18 protein-coding genes and 7 tRNA genes are annotated in these 21,084 nt (G+C 36.3%); 22 read left to right on the forward strand and 3 right to left on the reverse strand.

The features are described 5' to 3' along the window. Positions 1-12: 12 nt before the first annotated feature. From nifB to LKE46_RS15140, 6 genes are all read left to right on the forward strand, one after another. On the forward strand, positions 13-2,712 hold the full coding sequence (gene nifB / locus LKE46_RS15115; protein ID WP_291724138.1) for a nitrogenase cofactor biosynthesis protein NifB: 2,700 nt from the start codon (positions 13-15) through the stop codon (positions 2,710-2,712). A gap of 42 nt (positions 2,713-2,754) precedes the next feature. Then, a complete protein-coding gene (locus tag LKE46_RS15120; RefSeq protein WP_291724141.1) occupies positions 2,755-3,816 on the forward strand; it encodes a homocitrate synthase/isopropylmalate synthase family protein in 1,062 nt (353 codons plus the stop codon). 11 nt (positions 3,817-3,827) lie between these two features. Continuing rightward, positions 3,828-4,634, forward strand: a complete 807-nt coding sequence (locus LKE46_RS15125) for a homocitrate synthase (protein WP_291724145.1) — start codon at positions 3,828-3,830, stop codon at positions 4,632-4,634. A gap of 160 nt (positions 4,635-4,794) precedes the next feature. Next, complete coding sequence (locus LKE46_RS15130) at positions 4,795-6,207, forward strand: NAD(P)/FAD-dependent oxidoreductase (RefSeq protein WP_291724150.1); 1,413 nt, start codon at positions 4,795-4,797, stop codon at positions 6,205-6,207. A 42-nt stretch (positions 6,208-6,249) separates the two neighbouring features. Beyond that, on the forward strand, positions 6,250-7,536 hold the full coding sequence (locus LKE46_RS15135; protein ID WP_291724153.1) for an adenylosuccinate synthase: 1,287 nt from the start codon (positions 6,250-6,252) through the stop codon (positions 7,534-7,536). A gap of 117 nt (positions 7,537-7,653) precedes the next feature. Continuing rightward, positions 7,654-8,400 (forward strand): acyl-[acyl-carrier-protein] thioesterase, encoded by a 747-nt coding sequence (locus LKE46_RS15140; protein WP_291724155.1) that lies wholly within the window; start codon positions 7,654-7,656, stop codon positions 8,398-8,400. A gap of 12 nt (positions 8,401-8,412) precedes the next feature. Here LKE46_RS15140 and LKE46_RS15145 read toward each other — a convergent pair whose 3' ends face one another. Beyond that, positions 8,413-9,645: an NAD(P)/FAD-dependent oxidoreductase gene (locus LKE46_RS15145; protein ID WP_291724158.1), complete on the reverse strand. Its 1,233-nt coding sequence runs from the start codon at positions 9,643-9,645 to the stop codon at positions 8,413-8,415. A gap of 129 nt (positions 9,646-9,774) precedes the next feature. On the opposite strand from LKE46_RS15145, the gene LKE46_RS15150 reads away from it, so the two are divergent. From LKE46_RS15150 to anfO, 9 genes are all read left to right on the forward strand, one after another. After that, positions 9,775-10,590: a pyruvate, water dikinase regulatory protein gene (locus LKE46_RS15150; protein ID WP_291724162.1), complete on the forward strand. Its 816-nt coding sequence runs from the start codon at positions 9,775-9,777 to the stop codon at positions 10,588-10,590. Positions 10,591-10,703: 113 nt separating this feature from the next. Further along, a tRNA-Glu gene (locus LKE46_RS15155) sits at positions 10,704-10,778 on the forward strand. A gap of 8 nt (positions 10,779-10,786) precedes the next feature. Beyond that, a tRNA-Val gene (locus tag LKE46_RS15160) sits at positions 10,787-10,862 on the forward strand. Positions 10,863-10,877: 15 nt separating this feature from the next. Further along, positions 10,878-10,954, forward strand: a tRNA-Asp gene (locus LKE46_RS15165). Positions 10,955-10,993: 39 nt separating this feature from the next. Next, a tRNA-Glu gene (locus LKE46_RS15170) sits at positions 10,994-11,068 on the forward strand. 8 nt (positions 11,069-11,076) lie between these two features. Further along, positions 11,077-11,152 (forward strand) — tRNA-Val (locus tag LKE46_RS15175). A 15-nt stretch (positions 11,153-11,167) separates the two neighbouring features. Further along, a tRNA-Asp gene (locus LKE46_RS15180) sits at positions 11,168-11,244 on the forward strand. 4 nt (positions 11,245-11,248) lie between these two features. Further along, positions 11,249-11,324 (forward strand) — tRNA-Thr (locus LKE46_RS15185). A gap of 164 nt (positions 11,325-11,488) precedes the next feature. Beyond that, positions 11,489-12,124 carry a Fe-only nitrogenase accessory protein AnfO gene (gene anfO / locus LKE46_RS15190; RefSeq protein WP_291724166.1) on the forward strand — a complete coding sequence of 212 codons (636 nt, stop codon included), beginning with the start codon at positions 11,489-11,491 and terminating at the stop codon, positions 12,122-12,124. A 27-nt stretch (positions 12,125-12,151) separates the two neighbouring features. Here anfO and LKE46_RS15195 read toward each other — a convergent pair whose 3' ends face one another. Continuing rightward, positions 12,152-13,135 (reverse strand): ATP-binding protein, encoded by a 984-nt coding sequence (locus tag LKE46_RS15195; RefSeq protein WP_291724169.1) that lies wholly within the window; start codon positions 13,133-13,135, stop codon positions 12,152-12,154. Beyond that, a complete protein-coding gene (locus LKE46_RS15200) occupies positions 13,128-14,120 on the reverse strand; it encodes a DnaD domain protein (RefSeq protein ID WP_291724172.1) in 993 nt (330 codons plus the stop codon). The genes LKE46_RS15195 and LKE46_RS15200 overlap by 8 nt, the downstream gene beginning before the upstream one ends. Positions 14,121-14,299: 179 nt before the next feature. Here LKE46_RS15200 and LKE46_RS15205 point away from each other — a divergent pair, with 179 nt between their 5' ends. Genes LKE46_RS15205 through fabF form a run of 7 tightly spaced genes read left to right on the forward strand, consistent with a single transcriptional unit; the run spans position 14,300 to position 21,083 of the window. Then, the gene (locus tag LKE46_RS15205; RefSeq protein WP_291724175.1) at positions 14,300-15,376 is read left to right on the forward strand and encodes an NAD(P)H-dependent flavin oxidoreductase; all 1,077 of its coding nucleotides are present in this window, start codon (positions 14,300-14,302) and stop codon (positions 15,374-15,376) included. Between the two features lie 57 nt (positions 15,377-15,433). Next, positions 15,434-15,895, forward strand: coding sequence for a MarR family winged helix-turn-helix transcriptional regulator (locus tag LKE46_RS15210; RefSeq protein WP_291724178.1), 462 nt, complete (start codon positions 15,434-15,436; stop codon positions 15,893-15,895). 33 nt (positions 15,896-15,928) lie between these two features. Beyond that, positions 15,929-16,903: a beta-ketoacyl-ACP synthase III gene (locus tag LKE46_RS15215; RefSeq protein ID WP_291724180.1), complete on the forward strand. Its 975-nt coding sequence runs from the start codon at positions 15,929-15,931 to the stop codon at positions 16,901-16,903. A 13-nt stretch (positions 16,904-16,916) separates the two neighbouring features. Then, positions 16,917-18,089, forward strand: a complete 1,173-nt coding sequence (fabK, locus tag LKE46_RS15220; RefSeq protein ID WP_291724182.1) for an enoyl-[acyl-carrier-protein] reductase FabK — start codon at positions 16,917-16,919, stop codon at positions 18,087-18,089. 15 nt (positions 18,090-18,104) lie between these two features. Further along, a complete protein-coding gene (fabD, locus tag LKE46_RS15225; protein ID WP_291724185.1) occupies positions 18,105-19,055 on the forward strand; it encodes an ACP S-malonyltransferase in 951 nt (316 codons plus the stop codon). Continuing rightward, complete coding sequence (fabG, locus tag LKE46_RS15230; RefSeq protein ID WP_291724188.1) at positions 19,056-19,802, forward strand: 3-oxoacyl-[acyl-carrier-protein] reductase; 747 nt, start codon at positions 19,056-19,058, stop codon at positions 19,800-19,802. Between the two features lie 42 nt (positions 19,803-19,844). After that, the gene (fabF, locus tag LKE46_RS15235; RefSeq protein WP_291724191.1) at positions 19,845-21,083 is read left to right on the forward strand and encodes a beta-ketoacyl-ACP synthase II; all 1,239 of its coding nucleotides are present in this window, start codon (positions 19,845-19,847) and stop codon (positions 21,081-21,083) included. The last annotated feature ends 1 nt before the right edge of the window (position 21,084 follow it).

The raw sequence follows: 21,084 nt of genomic DNA on the forward strand, positions 1-21,084 counted from the left end.
AGATGATTGGGAATGAGTAACAAGAAACTGGTAAATGTAGATATAAACCCATGTAAAATGTGTATGCCTATGGGCGGGGTCATGGCATTTAAAGGTATAGAAAACAATATGGTAATATTACATGGGTCCCAAGGCTGCAGTACTTATATTAGAAGACACATGGCTACCCATTACAATGAGCCTGTTGATATAGCATCATCTGCTCTTACTGAACAGGGTACTGTATATGGAGGTACTAAGAATCTAAAAAAAGGTTTAAAAAACATGATTAAAATGTATAATCCGTCTACTATTGGAATACTTACAACTTGTTTGGCAGAAACCATTGGAGAAGATACTAAGAGAATAGTAGAAGAATTCTATGAAGAAGAAAAGAATAATGAAAAAGTTAAAAATATAAGGATAATAACTGCACCTACACCTGGTTATGGTGCTACGCAGGCTGAAGGATATTTCGTTGTATTGAGAAAAATCGTAGAACAAATCTGCGAAAAGTCAGAAAAGAATGGAAAATTAAACATAATATGTGCTAATTTGAATCCAGGAGATGTAAGGAACATAAAGAGAATATTGGATGATTTCAAAATAGGATATACTATTTTGCCGGACGTATCAAATACGCTTGATTCCCCGCATAATGAAAAATATAGGAGAATACCTAAAGGTGGTACCAGGATAGATGACATAAAAAAAATGTCGGGAGCTTTAGCTACAATTGAAATGGGAAGTACAATATCAGATGAGAACTCACCGGGAGTATATCTTAGAGACAAATTCGGGGTGCCGCTTTACAAATGTGGAATACCAATAGGACTTAGGAATACAAATGAATTTGTTTCATTAATATCGAAAATAACAGGTTTTTCTATACCTGAGGATTATATAACTCAAAAAGGCAGATATTTGGATGCCATGATAGATAATCATAAATATACAGGTGAAGCACGGGTGATTTTATATGGTGAACCTGAACTTGTATATGCAACTGCAAGACTATGCTTGGAAAATGGAATACTTATCAAGATGATTGGAATGGGATCTAAAAATGAAGCTTTAAGAAAGAAGCTTAAAGAGGAACTAAAAGTTCAAAAAGAGGATTCTATTGTGCTGGATGATACTGATTTTGGAACTATGGAGAGTTATGCAAAGAAGTTACAGGTAAATCTATTGATAGGAAATTCTGATGGAAGAAGGATGGCTGGAAAATTAGGACTTAAAATAGTAAGAATCGGATTCCCAATTCATGATAGAGTTGGCGGACAAAGACAAATAATAACGGGATATAATGGTTCGGCTTTTTTAATAGACAGTGTGGCAAATATCATGCTTGAGCATACACAGGAGACCTATAGGCAAAAGGCATATGATGATTTTTATGCACCTATTGCAGAAATGAAAAATAAGGAGAAGGAAGAAATGAAGCCAGTAGCTGAAGTAAAGTTAAATAATGACAAGACCTGTACTCATCCGTGTTTTGGGGACAATGCACATAAATTTGCCAGGATGCATATACCTGTAGCCCCGAAATGCAACATAAGTTGTAATTATTGCAGCAGAAAATATGACTGTGCAAATGAGAGCAGGCCTGGAGTTACAAGTGAAGTTCTGAGTCCTCGACAGGCCCTTGAAAAATTCAAATTGGTAAAAAGCAGGATGAAAAATTTAACTGTCGTGGGGATAGCAGGTCCGGGAGATGCACTGGCAAACTTCGATGAGGTAAAAGAATCTCTTGAACTCATAAGAAAAGAATCACCTGAAACTACATTTTGTCTGTCCACTAATGGGCTTATGCTTCCTTTTTATGCAAACCAGCTTGTAGAGCTTGGAGTATCACATGTCACGGTAACTATGAATGCAGTAGATAAAAAAATAGGAGCTAAAATATATAGAGAAGTCAATTATCTGGGACATAAATATATAGGGGAAGAGGCAGCAGAGATACTTTTAAATAACCAGCTTACAGGACTCAAGTATTTGTGCTCGAAAGGTATAATTTGTAAAGTGAATATAGTTATGTTGAAAGGAATAAATGACAACCACATCAAGGAAGTTGTCCAGAAAGTAAAAGAATGTGGAGTATATATGACAAACATAATGCAGATGATACCGGTTCAGGGAAGTAAGTTTGAGGATCTGCCTCTCGTGTCGAATGTAGAATTGAATGAAATGAGAAAAAAATGTGAAATAGACGTGAAACAGATGTATCACTGCAAGCAGTGCAGGGCAGATGCAATAGGAACTCTGGCACAGGATTGTTCTATAGATTTTAGAAATATGGGATGCGGAAGCTGTGCAGGAAAATGTTCAAGTAAAATGGAGAAAAATACAGATGAAAATGTAAAATATAAATTTGCAGTTTCATCTAAATCCGGTGTCAATATAGACCAGCATTTTGGACATACTACAGAATTTTATATTTATTCTTATACTTCCGGGACCATAAGATTTTTAGAAAAAAGAAATGTTGATAAGTACTGTACAGGATCTGATGATTGTGATGAGCATGAAGACAAGATTTCAAAAATTATCAGAACCATAGGTGACTGCAATGCTGTACTTGCACTTCGGGCTGGATTTGAGCCAAAGGAAAAATTGGGGGCAAAAGGAATCAAGCTTATTGAAATGTATGACTCCATAAACAAGGGAATTTTGAAAGCTGTTAAAGAAATGAAAGAAAATAAAATATTAGAGGGAGAAATTAATGTGAGATAATGAATTGATTTTTTATCCTCTAGGATTGAGAAGGTGATATATATGTCCATTATTATTAAAAATAGTGAAAAAGTTATTATAGATAGGACTTTACCTGAGGTTGTAAAGAAATTAAAAGAAGTTGATGGCGGTATTTCAATAAAATTTCTGACAATGCTTAAAGATCTAGGAGTAAATATGATAGAGGTTGACAGGGATGTTTTAAATAAAATAAGAGATATTCCGAAAAACTTGGACTATATATACAGAATTGAGGATGCTTCAGACATATATTTTATGGATAAATATAAAATTGATATTAAATATGCAGCTATAGATTATAAAAAAAGTCTGACCTTAAATGAAAATGCCCTGAATATCTTAAAGGATAAAAAAATAATGCTTGAAGTGGATATTAAAATTTTAGACGAATTTTATGAAAGAGAAGATCCTTCAATTTTAGATAAACTTAACTTGGAATGTTTAAGAATAAAACATGTAGTAAAATATAATATTTGCGGTTGGAAAAGATTAATAAATAATATAAAAGAAAAATTTCATGTGAAGGTGGATATGTGTGCAGACAGCATATATTGCATGGCTACAGCCATAAGTATTGAGGCTTGTATGGACGGAGCGGATTCTGTAACTGCAGCTTTCAATGGACAGATCTACGGACTTGCATCTTTAGAGGAAGTTATTGTGGGGCTTAAAGTTATAAAGAACGGGAAAGTATCCGGAAACCTAAAATTGATAGGTGAAATAGCAGAAATCTATACTGAATTGACCCATGAAAAAGTATATCGCATGAAAGCAGTAATAGGAGAGGACATTTTTAAATATGAGTCTGGTATTCATGTAGATGGAATCGAAAAAAATCCAGTTACGTATGAACCCTACAATCCTTATGATATTGGAGAAAAGAGGACTATGTATATAGGCAAGCACTCCGGGAGAAAAGCTATAATAATCAGATTAAATGAATTAAATATAGATTGTGGAGATATAGATATGGATGCTTTTTTGAAGAAGGTAAGAGAATTGAGCATAAAACTGAAGAGAAATATTTTTGACGACGAATTAATCCAAATCTATAATGATTTTAAAAATACATGTTTGAGATGAGGTGATGAAGAATGGATATCAATATTGTAGATACAACTCTGAGGGACGGCGAACAAAAAGCCTGTGTTGCTTTAGGAGTAGATGAAAAGGTAAAAATAGCAGAAATTATAAATGATATGGGTATTAGTCAAATAGAAGCAGGCGTACCGGCCATGGGTGGAGATGAAAAGAAGAGTATAGAAAAGATTGTGGAATTGGGGTTAAATAGTAAAATATCCTCATGGAACAGAATGGATATTAAAGATATAGATGAATCTATAGATTGTGGAGTTGATATAATTCATATATCCATTCCGTCATCTGATATACAAATTAAATCCAAATTGGGAAAAGACAGAAGCTGGGTTATGAACACAATAAAAAGATGTGTTGCCTACACTGTAGATAAAGGATTTGAAGTAACCATAGGACTGGAGGATGCAAGCAGAGCAGATATAAATTTTTTGATTGAGCTGTGTCAGGTTATTTCCGAACTGGGAGTCAAACGGGTGAGATATGCAGATACTGTAGGAATTTTGTATCCGCGGAAAATATTTTATCATATAAAAAAGCTTATGCAGGAAGTGCCGGTGGAAGTGGAAATACATGCACATAATGATTTTGGTATGGCAATAGCGAATTCTCTGGGTGCCGCAGAGGCCGGAGCAAAATTTGTAAACTGCACCGTTACAGGAATTGGAGAAAGAGCGGGTAATTGTGATTTTATGAAATTTATTACGGTACTTGATAAACTGGACGGTGAAAAGGCATCTTCAAGGAGCTTCGAAGACTTGATCAGGATGGAGCAGGATATAAGACGGATAATAAATTGTGCTTAATACAATTGAATCTATAATCATATAATAAGGCTGTGGAAGAAATATTATCCACAGCCTTATTGTAGTGGTACGAATTTTAACATCAATTTTACAATAAACATTCGTATTTTTGTTGACGGAAATACTGACTTCTGATACCATATTAATGGAGTGATGCGTTTTGAAAGATAGATACGATATTATAATAGTCGGCGCGGGACCGGCAGGAATATTCACTGCTTTGGAAATCACAAAGCTGAATAAGGATTTGAATATAATTATAATAGATAAAGGTAGAAATATAGAAGAAAGAAAGTGTCCTGAACGAATAACCGGCAAGTGTCTTAGATGTAATCCATGTGCCATAACCTTTGGCTGGTCGGGAGCTGGAGCTTTTTCTGATGGGAAGCTTTCCCTGAGCCCTGAAGTAGGGGGCAGAATATTGGATTATTTTTCGGAAGATGACTGTAGAAAGTTGATAAAATATTGTGATGACATATATTTGAAATTTGGAGCCAATAAGACAGTATATGGCTTGAATAATGAAAAAGTGGATAAAATCAAGTATGAATCCAGTAAGCACAATATAAGGCTTATAGAATGCCCTGTCAGACATCTGGGAACAGAGCTTGCTTATGATGTTCTGAAAAGAATGTATCATCATCTATTGGGAAATACCAATACGGAATTCAGTGAACTTACAGATGTCCAGGAAGTGCTTGTAGAAGATGGAAAGGCAAGGGGAGTAAGAATTAAAAAGAAAGGTGAAATCAAGGACATAGAAGGCAGATATGTAATTGTTGCCCCTGGAAGGGGAGGTGCTGAATGGTGGAGTTCGGAATCAAAAAAACTCAACGTGAAGACCGTTAATAATGCTGTGGATATTGGAGTCAGAGTAGAAGTTCCCAATTCTATAATGGATCATCTTACAAAGGATTTATATGAAGCTAAACTAGTATATTATTCGGATACTTTTGATAATAAAGTCAGGACCTTTTGTATGAATCCGGGAGGAGTGGTTTCAGAGGAACATTATGATGATGGAAATATAGCAGTTGTAAATGGACACAGTTATTCAGAAGAAAAACTGAGAACAGACAATACTAATTTTGCAATGCTGGTGTCCACAGCATTTACAGAACCATTTGACAGACCGATAGCTTATGGAAAATATATTGCAGAACTTGGAAATATGCTGACCGGAGGCGGGATAATGGTTCAAAGGTTAGGTGATCTTTTAAATGGAAGAAGAACGGATTATTCAAGATTGAAAAAATCAACTACCATTCCCACATTGAAATCAGCGGTACCTGGAGATCTCAGTTTTGTACTTCCACAGAGACACCTTACATCCATAGTTGAATCATTAAAGGCTTTTGATAAGATAGCTCCAGGACTCTACAGCAAAAACACTCTTCTCTATGGAGTTGAAGTAAAGTTTTATTCAAGTAAATTTGAAACAAACAATAAGTTTGAAACCAAAATAGAAAATCTCTATACCATAGGTGATGGAGCCGGAATTACAAGAGGGCTTATGCAGGCATCTACCACAGGAGTAGTAGTAGCAAGGGACATATCGGAAAAGGAACAATAGAGTATGGTATAAAGATATATAAATCAATGAGGAGGAAATTTTATGTCGGCATTTATTGTTTTAGGATCCCAATGGGGTGATGAAGGAAAAGGGAAAATGACGGATTACCTAGCTGAAGGAGCAGATGTAGTTGTTAGATTTCAAGGAGGTAATAATGCAGGCCATACAGTTGAAGTAGATGATAAGCAGTATAAGCTTCACCTCATACCTTCCGGAATACTTTATAAAAACAAACTCAATATAATAGGAAATGGTGTGGTTTTAGATCCAAAGGCTCTTTTTGAGGAAATAGAGTACCTGGAGAAAAATGGAGTGGAAGTTACAAGCAAGAATCTTATGATAAGTGACAGAGCCCATCTTATAATGCCGTATCATAAAATACTGGATGGTGTCAAGGAAAAATCCAGAGGGAAAAGTGATATAGGAACTACAGGAAAGGGAATTGGTCCTTGTTATACTGACAAGATGGAAAGAAGCGGCATAAGAGTATGTGATCTGTTTCACAAAGATGTATTTTATGCAAATTTGGAGAAAAACATCCGTATAAAAAATGAAATAATATCCAAAGTATACGGCGGTGAGACACTTGATTTTGAATCCGTATACAATGAATATTCTGTTTATGCGGAGAAACTGAAACCTTTTGTCAAAGACATATCAGTGGAAGTATATAACAATATAAGGTCGGGAAAACAGATATTGTTTGAAGGAGCTCAGGGAACTTTCCTTGACATAGATTATGGTACATATCCTTATGTAACTTCTTCCAGTACAATTGCCGGAGGAGTTTGCATTGGAGCTGGGATCGGACCCAATATGATAAGTGGGGCCGTAGGTATAGCAAAAGCTTATACAACAAGAGTTGGAAAAGGACCTTTCCCGACAGAATTGAATGACGGCACGGGAAACTGGATAAGAGAACAGGGACATGAATATGGAGTGACTACAGGAAGGGCAAGAAGGTGTGGATGGCTTGATCTGGTAATACTCAAAACCAGCAGCAGGGTTTCTGGACTTACAAGCTTTGCGGTCACAAAAATTGATACACTTGCCGGACTGGATAAAATAAAGATATGTACTGGTTACAAATTCAATGGAGAGATTATAGACTATGTACCGGCAAGCCTTGAGGATCTTGCACAGTGTGAACCTGTATATGAGGAATTTGACGGTTGGGATGAGACCATAAAAGATGCAAGAGATTATGCGTCCCTCCCTGAAAATGCAAAGATATATATAAAAAAGATAGAACAATTCACAGATACGAAGGTTTCAATAATATCTGTAGGTCCTGGAAGAGATCAGACTATAAAAATATCTGAAATATAGAGATCGATTTTAAAGAAGTTTTTGGCATGAAATTTCAGCTGGAAGCTTCTTTAATTGTATATATAAAAATTTCATGATAAAATTATTATTATATTTTATTTAGGGGAGGTAGAAACTTTGAACACAACATATAAAGAAAAAGAATTTCAAGTTAACTACTATGAAATAGATTTTAAAAAAAGGCTGCTTATAACAAGCATCATGAATTATTTTGATGATGTTGCTACCGAGCAGTCACAGAATATGGGCGGAGGACTGGATTACATGGAGCAGCACAGAGTAGCCTGGGTAATCTACAAGTGGGATATATATGTGAATAGATATCCGAGTTTTCGTGAGAAGTTAAAAGTTAGAACCTATGCAAGATCGTTTCTAAAATTTTATGGTTACAGAACTTTTGAAATTATTGATAAAAATCAAGATATAGTCTGCAGGGCAAATTCGGTATGGTTGCTTATAGATATTGACAAGAGAAGAGTTAAAAGGATAAGCAGCGATATGTATTCTATATATGGGCTTACTAAAGAGGACAATGAACCTCTTGTAATAGATAATGTAAATCTGCCGGACAAATTTGATTTTGAAAAATACTTTGATGTAAGATACAGTGACATAGATACGAACAGGCATGTGAATAATGTGAAATATGTTGATTGGGCAATAGAAACAGTGCCTTTGGATATTGTAGAAAATTATTCAATAAAAAATATAAATATAAGTTATAAAAAGGAAGCAACTTATGGCGGGAAAATAAAGTCTTCAACAAAAATTGAAGAACAAAATGGCAAATACCTGGGACTGCACAAAATATCAGATAATGATGGAAATGAATTGTGTATTGTCCAAACATTGTGGGTAAAATAATTACATTGGAAGTTACAATTTCCTTGCAGCATTTCTAGCAGATATGACTCCAGAACTCCAGCACCATTGGAGATTGAATCCGCCGCAGTCACCGTCCACATCCAGAATTTCACCTGCAAAATATAGATCCTTCACTATATTTGATTCCAGTGTTAAAGGATTTACTTCAAGAGTATCTATTCCTCCGGATGTTACTTGAGAATTTTTAAAGGAATTGGTGTCATATACGATAAAGGTCCACGATTTCAACAGAGAATATATTCTGCTTTTTTCTTTCCAGGTTAGATCTGATGCAGGTTTATGTATATTATCCAACAGTGCTTCCTTTAAGATGACAGGTATCATCCTTTTATTTATGATTCCTATAAGGGAATCGCAGACACTTCTGTACCCGAGTATACCCCAATGGTTTTCAAAGAAAGATATCAGCTTATTTTCCGTTAAGTCAGGAAACATGTCTATTTTTAGTGATATATTTTTTTCCTGCAATAGGCCTCTTGAAGCAAGACCGCTTATTTGAAGTATTGGGGGGCCTGATATTCCATAGTCTGTGAAGAGTATTTCACCATAGTCTTTTCTCACTGATTTTTTGTCTATTGATAATTCGCAGGAACCATCAAATTTTATTCCAGACAGGGCTTTGAGGTGATTGTATTTCAATTTTAACTGTACAAGAGAGGGCACGGGAGTTATTATATGGTGGCCTAGTTTTTGTGAAAGTACAAAGCCAGAACCGTCTGAACCGGTATTGGCGGCAGATTTGCCTCCAGTACATAATATAAGTCCATTACATTCAAAATTTTGATTGTCACATATTACTTTGAATATATCTTTTCCTTTAATTATTGACTTAACTTTGGAATTCAGGTATACGGGAATTTCTCTATCTTCAATGGCCATTCTGAATATATCCAGTACAGAAGAAGCCTGCAGTGACATCGGGTATGTTTTGCCGTCATCCAATGTAATTAGCGGAAGGCCGAGTAAATTAAAGAAATCAATAGTATCCCTGTAATTGAATTCATCAAGTACATGCCTGAAAAAGCAGTTATTGAGGCTGTGATAGTTATTCATGGACAGATTTTTATTTGTTATATTGCATCTGCCGTTTCCGGTAGTCAGAATTTTTTTGCCGATCCTGTCTGAGCCTTCCAATACAGCGACATCCTTCCCCATATCATTTGCAGTAATTGCTGCTGTCAATCCTGAAGCACCGCCGCCGACTATGATTATTTCATGAAACAAATTGAACACTCCTTCCGTAGTATATTGTACTTTAATGTGTTTGATAAGTAAATATATCAATGGAATTTTCAAAACATAAGAGTTATATGGTATTATGTAATTAACTGTTTACTTAGGAGATGAATAATATTGTTGAAAATATATGCTGTGTCAGACTCTATTGGAGAAACTGCCGAGCAGGTGGCAAGAGCTGCTGCATGTCAGTTTTCTGAAAGTGTACAGGTTAAAAAAGTACCGTACGTTAAAAGCTATGAAAATGTGAATGATTTTATAGATGGTTTAGAGAGCAAGGACGGCATACTCATAATATCTACTATAGTTCTGGTAGATGTAAGGGAGTTTTTGACCCGCAGATGCATTGAGAGCGGTATACCTATAAACAATATACTCGGACCGTGCATAAGCATGGCTGCGAGAATTTTAAAAACAATACCTGACTATAGACCGGGAGCTGTCTGGCAAATAGATGCAAAATATTACAAGAAAATCAAGGCAATGGAGTTTGCAGTCCAGTATGATGACAGCAAGAATAATGCAGGTATAAAATATGCAGATGTCATATTGATCGGACTTTCCAGAACTTCCAAGACCCCTCTTTGCATGTATCTTGCAAATAAAGGAATAAAAGCTTTAAATATACCCCTTATGCCGGAAGTCCCAATTCCAAAAGAGTTGTTTGAAGTCAGTCGGAAGAAGATAGTAGCACTTACAATTGATCCAATACAGCTTATAGAAATACGAAAGCGCAGATTGGACAGCTATCATAGGTGTTTTATAAGTATAAAGTATGCAGATGAAGAAAGGATACTTCAGGAACTGGAGTTTTCCGATAAACTTATAAAAAGATTAAACTGTAAAGTAATAGATGTAACTAAAAGGGCAATCGAAGATACTGCATTGATGATAATGGATTATATAGGCTATGCAGATGAAAATTCCTATTAAATTCGAGTACTTTATACAAAATTTTAAGGAAATGATAAAAAAAAGTGTTGACACTTTAGAAAATATTTTGTATTATAAGATATGTCGGGTCACGAGAGAGGCTTGGCAGTAAAGGCCCCTTGGTCAAGTGGTTAAGACACCACCCTTTCACGGTGGTAACAGCAGTTCAAGTCTGCTAGGGGTCACCATTGTATGTGGGCGCATAGCTCAGCTGGGAGAGCATCTGCCTTACAAGCAGAGGGTCACAGGTTCGAGCCCTGTTGTGCCCACCACATAGCAATTATAATGGCTCAGTAGCTCAGCTGGTTAGAGTGCCGGCCTGTCACGCCGGAGGTCGTGGGTTCGATCCCCATCTGAGTCGCCATTTGTATTTTATGTTTGAAGTATAGATGTGTTAAGTAAGGGCCCCTTGGTCAAGTGGTTAAGACACCACCCTTTCACGGTGGTAACAGCAGTTCAAGTCTGCTAGGGGTCACCATTGTATGTGGGCGCATAGCTCAGCTGGGAGAGCATCTGCCTTACAAGCAGAGGGTCACAGGTTCGAGCCCTGTTGTGCCCACCACATAGCAATTATAATGGCTTAGTAGCTCAGCTGGTTAGAGTGCCGGCCTGTCACGCCGGAGGTCGTGGGTTCGATCCCCATCTAAGTCGCCAATATGCTGGCATAGCTCAGCTGGTAGAGCAACTGACTTGTAATCAGTAGGTCGTGGGTTCGATGCCTACTGCCAGCACCAGAGGTCACTTTATTTTAAAAACATTTTTTAAAATAAAGTGATTTTTTTATGTTGTTTTAAAATAAATATTGAAATAATCAAGCATATCACTTATAATTTAATAAAAAGTTATGAATGGGGTGAAATATTTATTAAATTTATAATATAAATTTAATAATACAACTATGAATAAGGAAATTGCGGTATTGGTGGACAATGAAGGAAAAGTAACATCATTTTTAGAACCTTCATTTGTGAATGTATATATAATGGAAAATGATGCCTGGAAAATAAAGAATAGAATAGTATATCAGATTGATAGTACATCTGATATAAACTTAATCAGACGAAGAATTGATAAAATGATTGAATCACTTGGAAACTGTAAAATTTTTGTGGCAACCGAAATCGCAGGGATACCTTACAACATTCTTGAAAGGTCCGGAATCAATTCATGGGAAATAAGTGGAAAACCTTATGAGTTTTTGGATTATGTAATTGAAAAAGAAGAAGAGGAGGAAAAAAAGTTAATAGAAAGATCCTTTAAAAGTAAAAATGATGAAATGCATTATATTGTTGAAAATGGTGGCGGCGGAAAGTATTTTGTAGATTTTATCGAAATACAAAATAGCAACTCCAACATTACTACTAAAAAAGTATTAATACCGTTTTTTGAAAAGAAGGATTTTTCCGAGTTGACCATAAACTGCAGCCACATCCCAGGATGGATGCAAAGAGAGCTCAATAGATTTAAATTAAAGTTAGATGTACAACAGAATGGTGTGAATAAATTTAAAGTTATCGTAACACATGAAAAATAGAGAATATATACAGGGCAGAAAGTAATTCTAGAGCTTCCTTCCCTGTATATTCTGCTTTATTCGTATATCTTCACCAAAAAATTTACATAGAGTAAAGTTCCCAAGAAGTCTTGAAGAAATTCTTTCAGAATATATCTTTAATATTTCTTCTAGGTCGCAATTTGTAGATATAAGTATTTTTTTTTCATTCAATAATCTGATATTCAATATGTTAAATAACTCAGTTTTAGAGAAATCAGTTATTTGTTCTGACCCGAGATCATCTATTATCAGAAGATCACAATCTAAGATGAGATCCTTAAGATCTCTGTTGTTTCCAAATCGTATATCTCTTAGATCCTGGATCAAGGTTTCTGCAGTCCTATATACAACTAGACAGCCTTTATCCAGCAGTTCTTTTGCTATACAATTTGACATAAAGCTTTTTCCAGTTCCGGCAGTTCCATAAAAGAACAGATTTTCTTTTGAAATATTAAAGTTTTCAATAAAGTTCCAGCATTTGGAGGCGATATTTTCCATGTTTTTTCTTGGACTTATATGTTCTCCAAAGCTTTTATCAGAAGAGAATAATTCCGGATTATAATTTTCAAAGTTGTTTTTTTGCAGCATATTTGTCAGATGAGAGTTTTTGTAGTATAGATTTACTAATTTTTGATTGTAGCACGTGCATTTTTTAGTACCTATAAAACCAGTGTCTTTACACTTTGGACATCTATAGTGGATTTCTAGATAGTCCATAGGATAGTTGTTTGCAACCAACAATTCAGATTTTTTTATTCGCAGCTCTGTAATTTTTTCTCTCATCTGCTTTAAGTGAAATTGGCTGCTCTCGGGAGTGTTTACAAGTTGTGTAGATAATTTGATTGAATATAAACCTATCTGTCTCTCTATATCCAGGATTTCCGGCAAATTTTCCTGTATTTCCCTTCTCCTGTTGTCCAGAAGTTTTTTTTCTTCACTCCTTATACTTTCATATATATTCATAATAGCAGAATGATAACCTTTAATCATTATTATCCCATCCTAACAATTTCTTTTCCAGGTCTTTGAAGTCGTAGCTTCTCTGTTTGAAGTTATTAAAAGTACTGTTTTTAGAATTAGTATTACTGGTATTTGAATAGTTTGACTTCTTGATTTTTTTCTTGTCCTTTTTGTCGATATCGTCCAGTGTCTTGATTTTTTCCTTGTTCCAGCTGCTGAGTATCCCATCTATATATTTGAAATCGGCTTTATTGATCCTTTTAAAACATATATCACAGGCTTTGAGTATGACTTCCACGGGAAACTTGTATGTATACAGCCATTTGGTGAAAATTTCTTCCTGAGGTTTCATTATTTCTGCATCCTTTATTCCTAAATAGTTAAGTATTTTGTGAATATTTATCCATTTATCTTCATGTTTCTTGATAAATGACTGTGCATCGTTTATATTTTTTATTTTTGCATCAAACCAGGAAATGGCAATTTTTTCAATATATCTGCTGTCGGATTTGCCTTTCAGGACACAGTATTGAATTAAAAGCAATATGATTTCGGGAGAAAAATTAAAATCCTTCAGCCAGCTTATGTACATTGTAATTTCTTTTGAGGAGAGAGGCCTTCCCAATAGTTTTTCTATATCATTAAGCATTTCTTTTGTAGAATTTCTATTTAATTCCTCAACTATATCAATACTGTCATTGGGTTTTTTATTGTTATATTCGCTGAGATCCAGAAATTCTATACTGTAATTTCCCATCTTGTCTACCGGGACTATTTTAACTACGTTTTCTTCATCCCAGTAATTCCATGCATTTATTACATCCGTTTCCAAAAGATGAAGTGCAGTTGCTATAACTTCGGAACTTACGCCCAATTCACCGGATTTACAATATTTTAGCCCCAGAAGATATACCTTTACAAATTCTCCCCGGGCTTTCGGCATAAATTTATCTATGAAAATGTTATTAACAGGAGTATAGTTTGAATCTCTGTTATTGAATATAAAAGTACTCATGTATTAATACCTGCCTTGTATGGTTTTTATACTTTACGATATATCCTAATAACTAATTATATCAAATCATGAAGGCTATAACAAATTATTTGAAGCATTTGACAGGTAAATTCTTTTAATATATACTTTGATTATCAAATTATTTGACAATCAAAAATTATTTCAAAGGAGAGGATCAAATGGGATTACCTCCGCTTATTATAGGAAATTTAATTGCGGATGTTCCAATCATACAGGGCGGCATGGGTGTTGGAATTTCGGGATACAGACTTTCCCAGGCTGTAGCAAATCAAGGTGGAATTGGGGTAATATCCGGAGTTCAAATAGGATACAGAGAACCTGATTTTGAGACGAATACAAAAGAAGCCAATGTAAGAGCTCTGAGAAAGGAAATAAGAAAGGCCAGAGAATTAAGTCCTGATGGTATAATTGGCGTAAATATAATGGTAGCCGTAAGTGATTATGATGAAATGGTCAGGACCTGTGTGGAGGAAAATGCAGATATTATAATATCCGGTGCGGGAATTCCTCTTAAATTGCCTGCACTTGTAGAAGGAAGCAGCATAAAGATAGCACCTATTGTATCTTCTGGAAAAGCTGCATCAATTATAATAAGGCACTGGATAAAAAAATATTCAAGGATACCTGATATGATAGTTGTAGAGGGACCTCTGGCAGGAGGACATCTTGGATTTCATATAGAACAACTGGAATCAGGAAATGAGAGTCTCGAACAAATTGTACCGGAAGTTATTGAGGTAGTAAAAGTATTTGAAAATAGATATGATAGAAAAATTCCAGTAGTAGCTGCCGGTGGCATATATACGGGAGAGGATATTGCAAAATTTTTAAAGCTGGGGGCATCAGGGGTTCAAATGGGAACACGCTTTGTAGCCACAGAAGAATGTGATGCAAGCATAGAGTATAAAAAAATGTATGTAAACTCCAGGAAGGAAGATATAAAGCTGATTAAAAGTCCCGTTGGTCTTCCGGGAAGGGCAATAGAAAATAAGTTTATTAAAATTGCGGAGCAGCATAGAATTGTCCCTGATAAGTGTTATAACTGCTTGAAGAAATGTAATCCTAAAAACACACCTTACTGTATATCAAGGGCTTTGATCAATGCTGTTGAGGGTAAGGTAGATGATGCACTTATTTTTGTAGGAAGCAATGCTTATAGAATAGATAAAATAGTAAAAGTGAAAGATCTTATTGAGGAACTGATTTTCGAGGCAGAGAAGATGTATAATATTTGAACTTGGAAAAGTAATGGCTGTGGGATATTTGAATCATTCGCTTAGAAAGGTGATTTGGTGAATAAAGATATAAATATTATAAATAAATTGTTGGTGGATATTTTTTATGACATATTACAGATAGAACAGAAATCTCTCCAGTATGCATCTTTTAAGGATCTGTCAATTTCAGAAATACATACTATAGCTGCCATAGGCATGTATGTACCAAGGCGAATGACGGAGGTTGCAGGTGATCTTGACATAACTTTGGGAACGCTGACTACGGCTGTAAAGCATCTTGTAAAAAAAGGATACGTAATTAGGGAACGGAGTGAATTGGATAGACGGATTGTGCGTATAAATCTTACAAAAAAAGGGAAACTTGCCTATAGAATCCATCAAAAATTTCATTCTGACATGGTTAAGGAATGTATAAGCGGTTTAAGTGAAGAAGAGAAAAAAGTTTTGAAACGATCTCTTGAAAAATTAAATGAATTTTTTAAATCGAAATATGATATTGATGTTAAGGTCAAGTAGTCATAATGAATCTATATGCGAAGAAGGGGAAAAATGAATAGCGTAGAAATCATTGGTACAGGGAGTTATCTGCCAGATAATATAATAACAAATGATGATTTGAGTAAAATCGTAGATACTAATAATGAGTGGATAAGGAATAGAACAGGTATAAGACAACGAAGGATATCACAGGGTGAAAACACGTCTGATATAGCAACTAAAGCTGCCCTTGAGGCGATAGAAGATGCAGGCATATCTGCAGATGAAATTGATTTTATAATAGTGGCTACAGCTACACCTGATAATTTTTTACCGTCTACAGCCTGTATTGTGCAAAAGAATATAGATGCGATAAATGCAGCGTGTTTTGATGTATCGGCAGCCTGCTCCGGATATATATATGCCATGGATATTGCAGCCCAGTTTATAAAATCCGGAAGGGCAAAAACTATTTTGATTATAGGTGCGGAAACTCTTTCAAAGATAATTGATTGGAAGGATAGAAGTACCTGTATTTTATTTGGTGATGGAGCATCAGCCGCTGTACTGAAAAAGGGGAAAAGGAACAGTATACTTGCAATTAATACAGGGGCTGACGGAAAATTGGGGCACTTTCTAACTTGTGCCGCAGTTCCTGTAAATAATCCATACAGCATTGACAAACCAAAATTGACCAGGTCCATAGTAAAGATGAATGGGAAGGAGATATTTAGATTTGCCGTAAAGATTATGGAAAAGTCCTTGAACAAACTTCTTGAGGAATCAGGTATTTCCATAGATGAAATAAAATTTGTAATACCGCATCAGGCGAATTACAGGATAATAGAAGCTGCTTCGAAAAGATTGAATGTATCATTGGATAAATTCTATGTAGATCTTGACAAATACGGAAACACATCTGCTGCTAGTATAGGCATAGCTTTTGATGAAGCAAGAAAAAAACAGCTGTTTAGAAGCGGTGACAAGATAATACTTATAGGTTTTGGAGGCGGCCTTACCTATGGCGGTGTAGTTATTGAAATTTAACGGGAGGATGCGAATGATATTTGAAAAGGTAAGGGACATAATTTCAGAACAGCTTGGAATAGATAGAGAGAGTATAACCATGAATACTTCCTTTAATCAATTAGGAATGGATTCACTTGAATTATTCCAGATAATAATTGAAATAGAAGAAGAATTTGAAGTCCAGATAGAAGATGAAGAATCAATAAAAACTGTAGAGGAAGCTGTAAATTTTGTAAGAGAATATAAAAGGAGGTACCATATGATTAATTCTACATTTTGTAAAATGCTAGGTATAAAGTACCCTATCATACAGGGAGGAATGGCATGGATTGCGGACAGTTCACTGGCGGCGGCAGTATCAAATGCGGGAGGACTGGGCATAATTACAGGAAATGCACCCCTTGACTGGGTAAGGTCTGAAATAAGAAAGGCAAAGGAACTTACAGACAAACCTTTTGGAGTGAATATAATGCTCCTTTCAGATACGGCGGAGGAAGTAGCAAAAATGGTCTGCGAAGAGGGAGTCAAGGTAGTTACAACGGGAGCAGGGAATCCAGGTAAATATATAGATATATGGAAGGAACATGATATAAAAGTGATACCTGTGGTAGCATCTGTAGCTCTGGCAAAAAGGGTTCAGAGATCGGGCGTTGATGCTGTTATTGCAGAAGGCTGTGAATCAGGAGGACATGTGGGAGAGTTGACAACAATGACACTTGTTCCACAAGTAGTAGATGCTGTAGATATTCCAGTTGTTGCTGCAGGAGGCATAGGAGACGGAAGAGGATTAGGTGCAGCTTTAATGCTTGGAGCTTCAGGAGTTCAGCTTGGTACTAGATTCCTGGTTGCAAGAGAGTGTACTGTAAGCCAGAATTACAAGGATAGGATTCTGAGGGCCAAGGATATAGACACACAGGTTACGGGCAGGGCTACAGGACATCCTGTAAGGGTAATTAGAAATAAGCTCACGAGAAAATTTCAACTTCTTGAAAAAAATGGAGCACCTTTAAGTGAGTACGACAAACTTGGGAGAGGTGCACTTTCAAAAGCTGCAAAAGAGGGAGATATAGAAAATGGATCTGTTATGGCAGGACAGATTGCAGGGCTTGTAAATAAGGAGCAAAGTGCAAAAGAAATAATAGAAGAAATTTTTAATGAATGTGAAAGTAATTTAAATAAATTGATAAATATGTTTGAGAATTGACATAGGGAGGATAAAATGGGAAAGGTAGCATTTTTGTTTTCGGGACAGGGAGCCCAATATGTGGGAATGGGAAAAGAACTTTATGACGAGGTAAAACCTGCAAGGAGGATATTTGAAGTTGCAGATGAAACTTTGGGAGTTTCTATAAGTGACATGTGTTTTTCAGGGCCTAAAGAGGATCTGGACAGAACTGAAAATACTCAGCCGGCAATTTTAACTACAAGTGTAGCTGCACTTAGAGCTTTGGAGGATCATGGCATAAAACCGGACATTACAGCAGGATTGAGTCTTGGAGAATATTCTGCACTTGTTTCAAGTGGTACACTTAAATTTGAAGATGCAGTTGTCTTGGTGAAAAAGAGAGGCAGATACATGCAGGAGGCCGTACCTGAAGGTATTGGAGCCATGTCTGCTATTATGGGCCTGGATACTGACAAGGTCCAGGATGTATGCAGCCGGTGTTCCAGTTTGGGAATCGTTGAAATAACCAATTTGAACTGTCCCGGACAGGTCGTAATTTCGGGAGAGAAAAAGCCGGTAAAAGAGGCTTCCGGATTGGCCCTGGAGAGAGGTGCGAGGAAAGTCATAGAACTTTCTGTAAGTGGGCCTTTTCATACTTCCATGATGAAACCTGCTGCAGAAAAACTTGAGAGACAGCTGGAGAGCATAACTTTTTCAAGCTTTGAAATACCGGTTATTACAAATGTAACAGGTGATATAATAGAAGATGAAGTCCACATTAAGGATTATTTGAAAAGACAGGTAATGAGTACGGTCTATTTTGAAAGAACCATACGCAATATGATTGATACCGGAGTAGACACTTTTGTGGAAATAGGTCCTGGAAGGGTACTAAGTGGTTTTGTGAGGAAAGTTGATAGAAAGGCTGCTGTATTGAATGTTCAGGATGTCAAATCTTTGAACTCTACTATAGAAAAATTAAAGGATAGAATAGGAGTAGATTGAATGAAGGGTATAGAGGGAAAAGTTGCTGTGGTTACAGGGGCATCAAGGGGAATAGGAAGATCTATTGCACTTAAACTTGCGGAAGAAGGGGCAGACATAGTAGTAAATTATAGAAAGGATTCAAGTCCCCTGGCTGAACTTGTAGAGCAGATTGAGAAATTCGGGCGCAGGGCTGTTGTGGTACAGGGCGACGTAAGCCTATTTGATGATGCCAGGAAGATAATTCAGGCAGCAGTTGAAAATTTTCAGACTGTGGATATACTTGTAAATAATGCGGGAATAACAAAAGATGGATTGATACTGAGAATGAAGGAATCGGATTTTGATAAGGTGATAGAAGTTAATTTGAAGGGAACATTCAACTGTATAAGGCATGTAAGTCCTATTATGGTAAAGAAGAGAAGCGGAAAAATAATAAATATATCTTCCGTAGTCGGCATAACAGGGAATGCCGGTCAGGCAAATTATTCTGCGGCAAAGGCAGGAATAATAGGATTGACTAAATCCGCAGCCAGGGAACTTGCAGTTCGAGGTATAAATGTAAATGCAATAGCTCCGGGCTTTATAAAAACAAGTATGACGGAAGTTCTTTCAGACAAGGTTAAAGAAGGTATATTGTCAGGCATACCTCTCAGAAGAATTGGAACTGCAGAGGATGTGGCCGAAGCAGCAGCATTTTTGGCTTCCGCAGGTTCTGATTATATTACAGGCCAGGTAATAAACATAGATGGTGGAATGGTAATGTAGGAATATAGGCTGTTTAAAATTGATTTAAGGTTGGTGAAATATATGAAAAATAGAGTTGTAATTACAGGACTTGGAGCAATTACACCTGTGGGAAATGATGCCAATACTTTTTGGCATAATATAAAAAGCGGAGTTTGTGGAATTGATTTTATCAAGGGATTTGATACGGAAGGCTTCAAGGCAAAATTGGGAGCAGAAGTCAAGGACTTTGATCCGATAGAAGCTTTGGGAAGAAGAGAAGCAAGAAGATTGGATAGATTTTCTCAATTTGCACTGGTTGCAGCAGATGAAGCGGTGAAAGACTCAAAGCTTGAAATAGACAATATGGATAAGAGCAGGATCGGGGTTGTAGTTGGTTCCGGAATAGGTGGAATAGGAACTATAGAAAAAGAAAATGAAACGCTTATAAAAAAAGGCCCAAATAGAATTCACCCACTTTTCATACCTATGATTATAGGGAATATGGCAGCAGGCAACATAGCTATAAAATATGGTACCAGGGGTATATGTACTACAGTTGTTACAGCTTGTGCTACAAGTACGAATTGTATTGGAGAAGCATACAGGATGATTCAAAATGGACTGGCGGATGTAATAATTGCAGGAGGTGCTGAGGCATCCATAACACCTCTGTCCATAGCGGGCTTCATATCCTTAACAGCACTCAGCAAAAGTACTGATCCCAAAAGGGCATCTATTCCCTTTGACAGGGAAAGAAACGGATTTGTCATGGGGGAAGGTTCAGGAATTGTAATACTTGAATCACTGGAGCATGCAAAAAATAGAAATGCACGAATATATTCGGAAGTAGCTGGATACGGCTCAACTTGTGATGCCTATCATATAACGGCGGTGGATCCTTCAGGAGAAGGAGCAGCAGCTGCAATGGAAGCTGCTATTAAAGAAGCAGGAATAGATAAAAGTGACGTATCATACATAAATGCACATGGAACAAGTACCGTATCCAATGACAAAGGGGAGACATTTGCCATAAAGAGGTTATTTGGAAATGTTTCCAAAAATATACCGGTAAGTTCAACCAAGTCCATGACGGGACACTTGCTTGGAGCAGCAGGTGCTGTTGAAGCAATAGTATGCGCCAAGTCACTTGAAGAAGGTTTTATTCCTCCTACTATCGGATATAGGGAAAAAGATGAGGAATGTGATCTTGATTATGTTCCCAATGTAGGTAGAAAGGCAGATGTTGAATATGCAATGTCAAACTCTTTTGGATTTGGCGGACACAATGCCGTAATTTTATTAAAAAAATGGAGTGAGTAAT

The organism is Clostridium sp. (assembly GCF_022482905.1).
Classification (GTDB): domain Bacteria; phylum Bacillota; class Clostridia; order Clostridiales; family Clostridiaceae; genus Clostridium_B.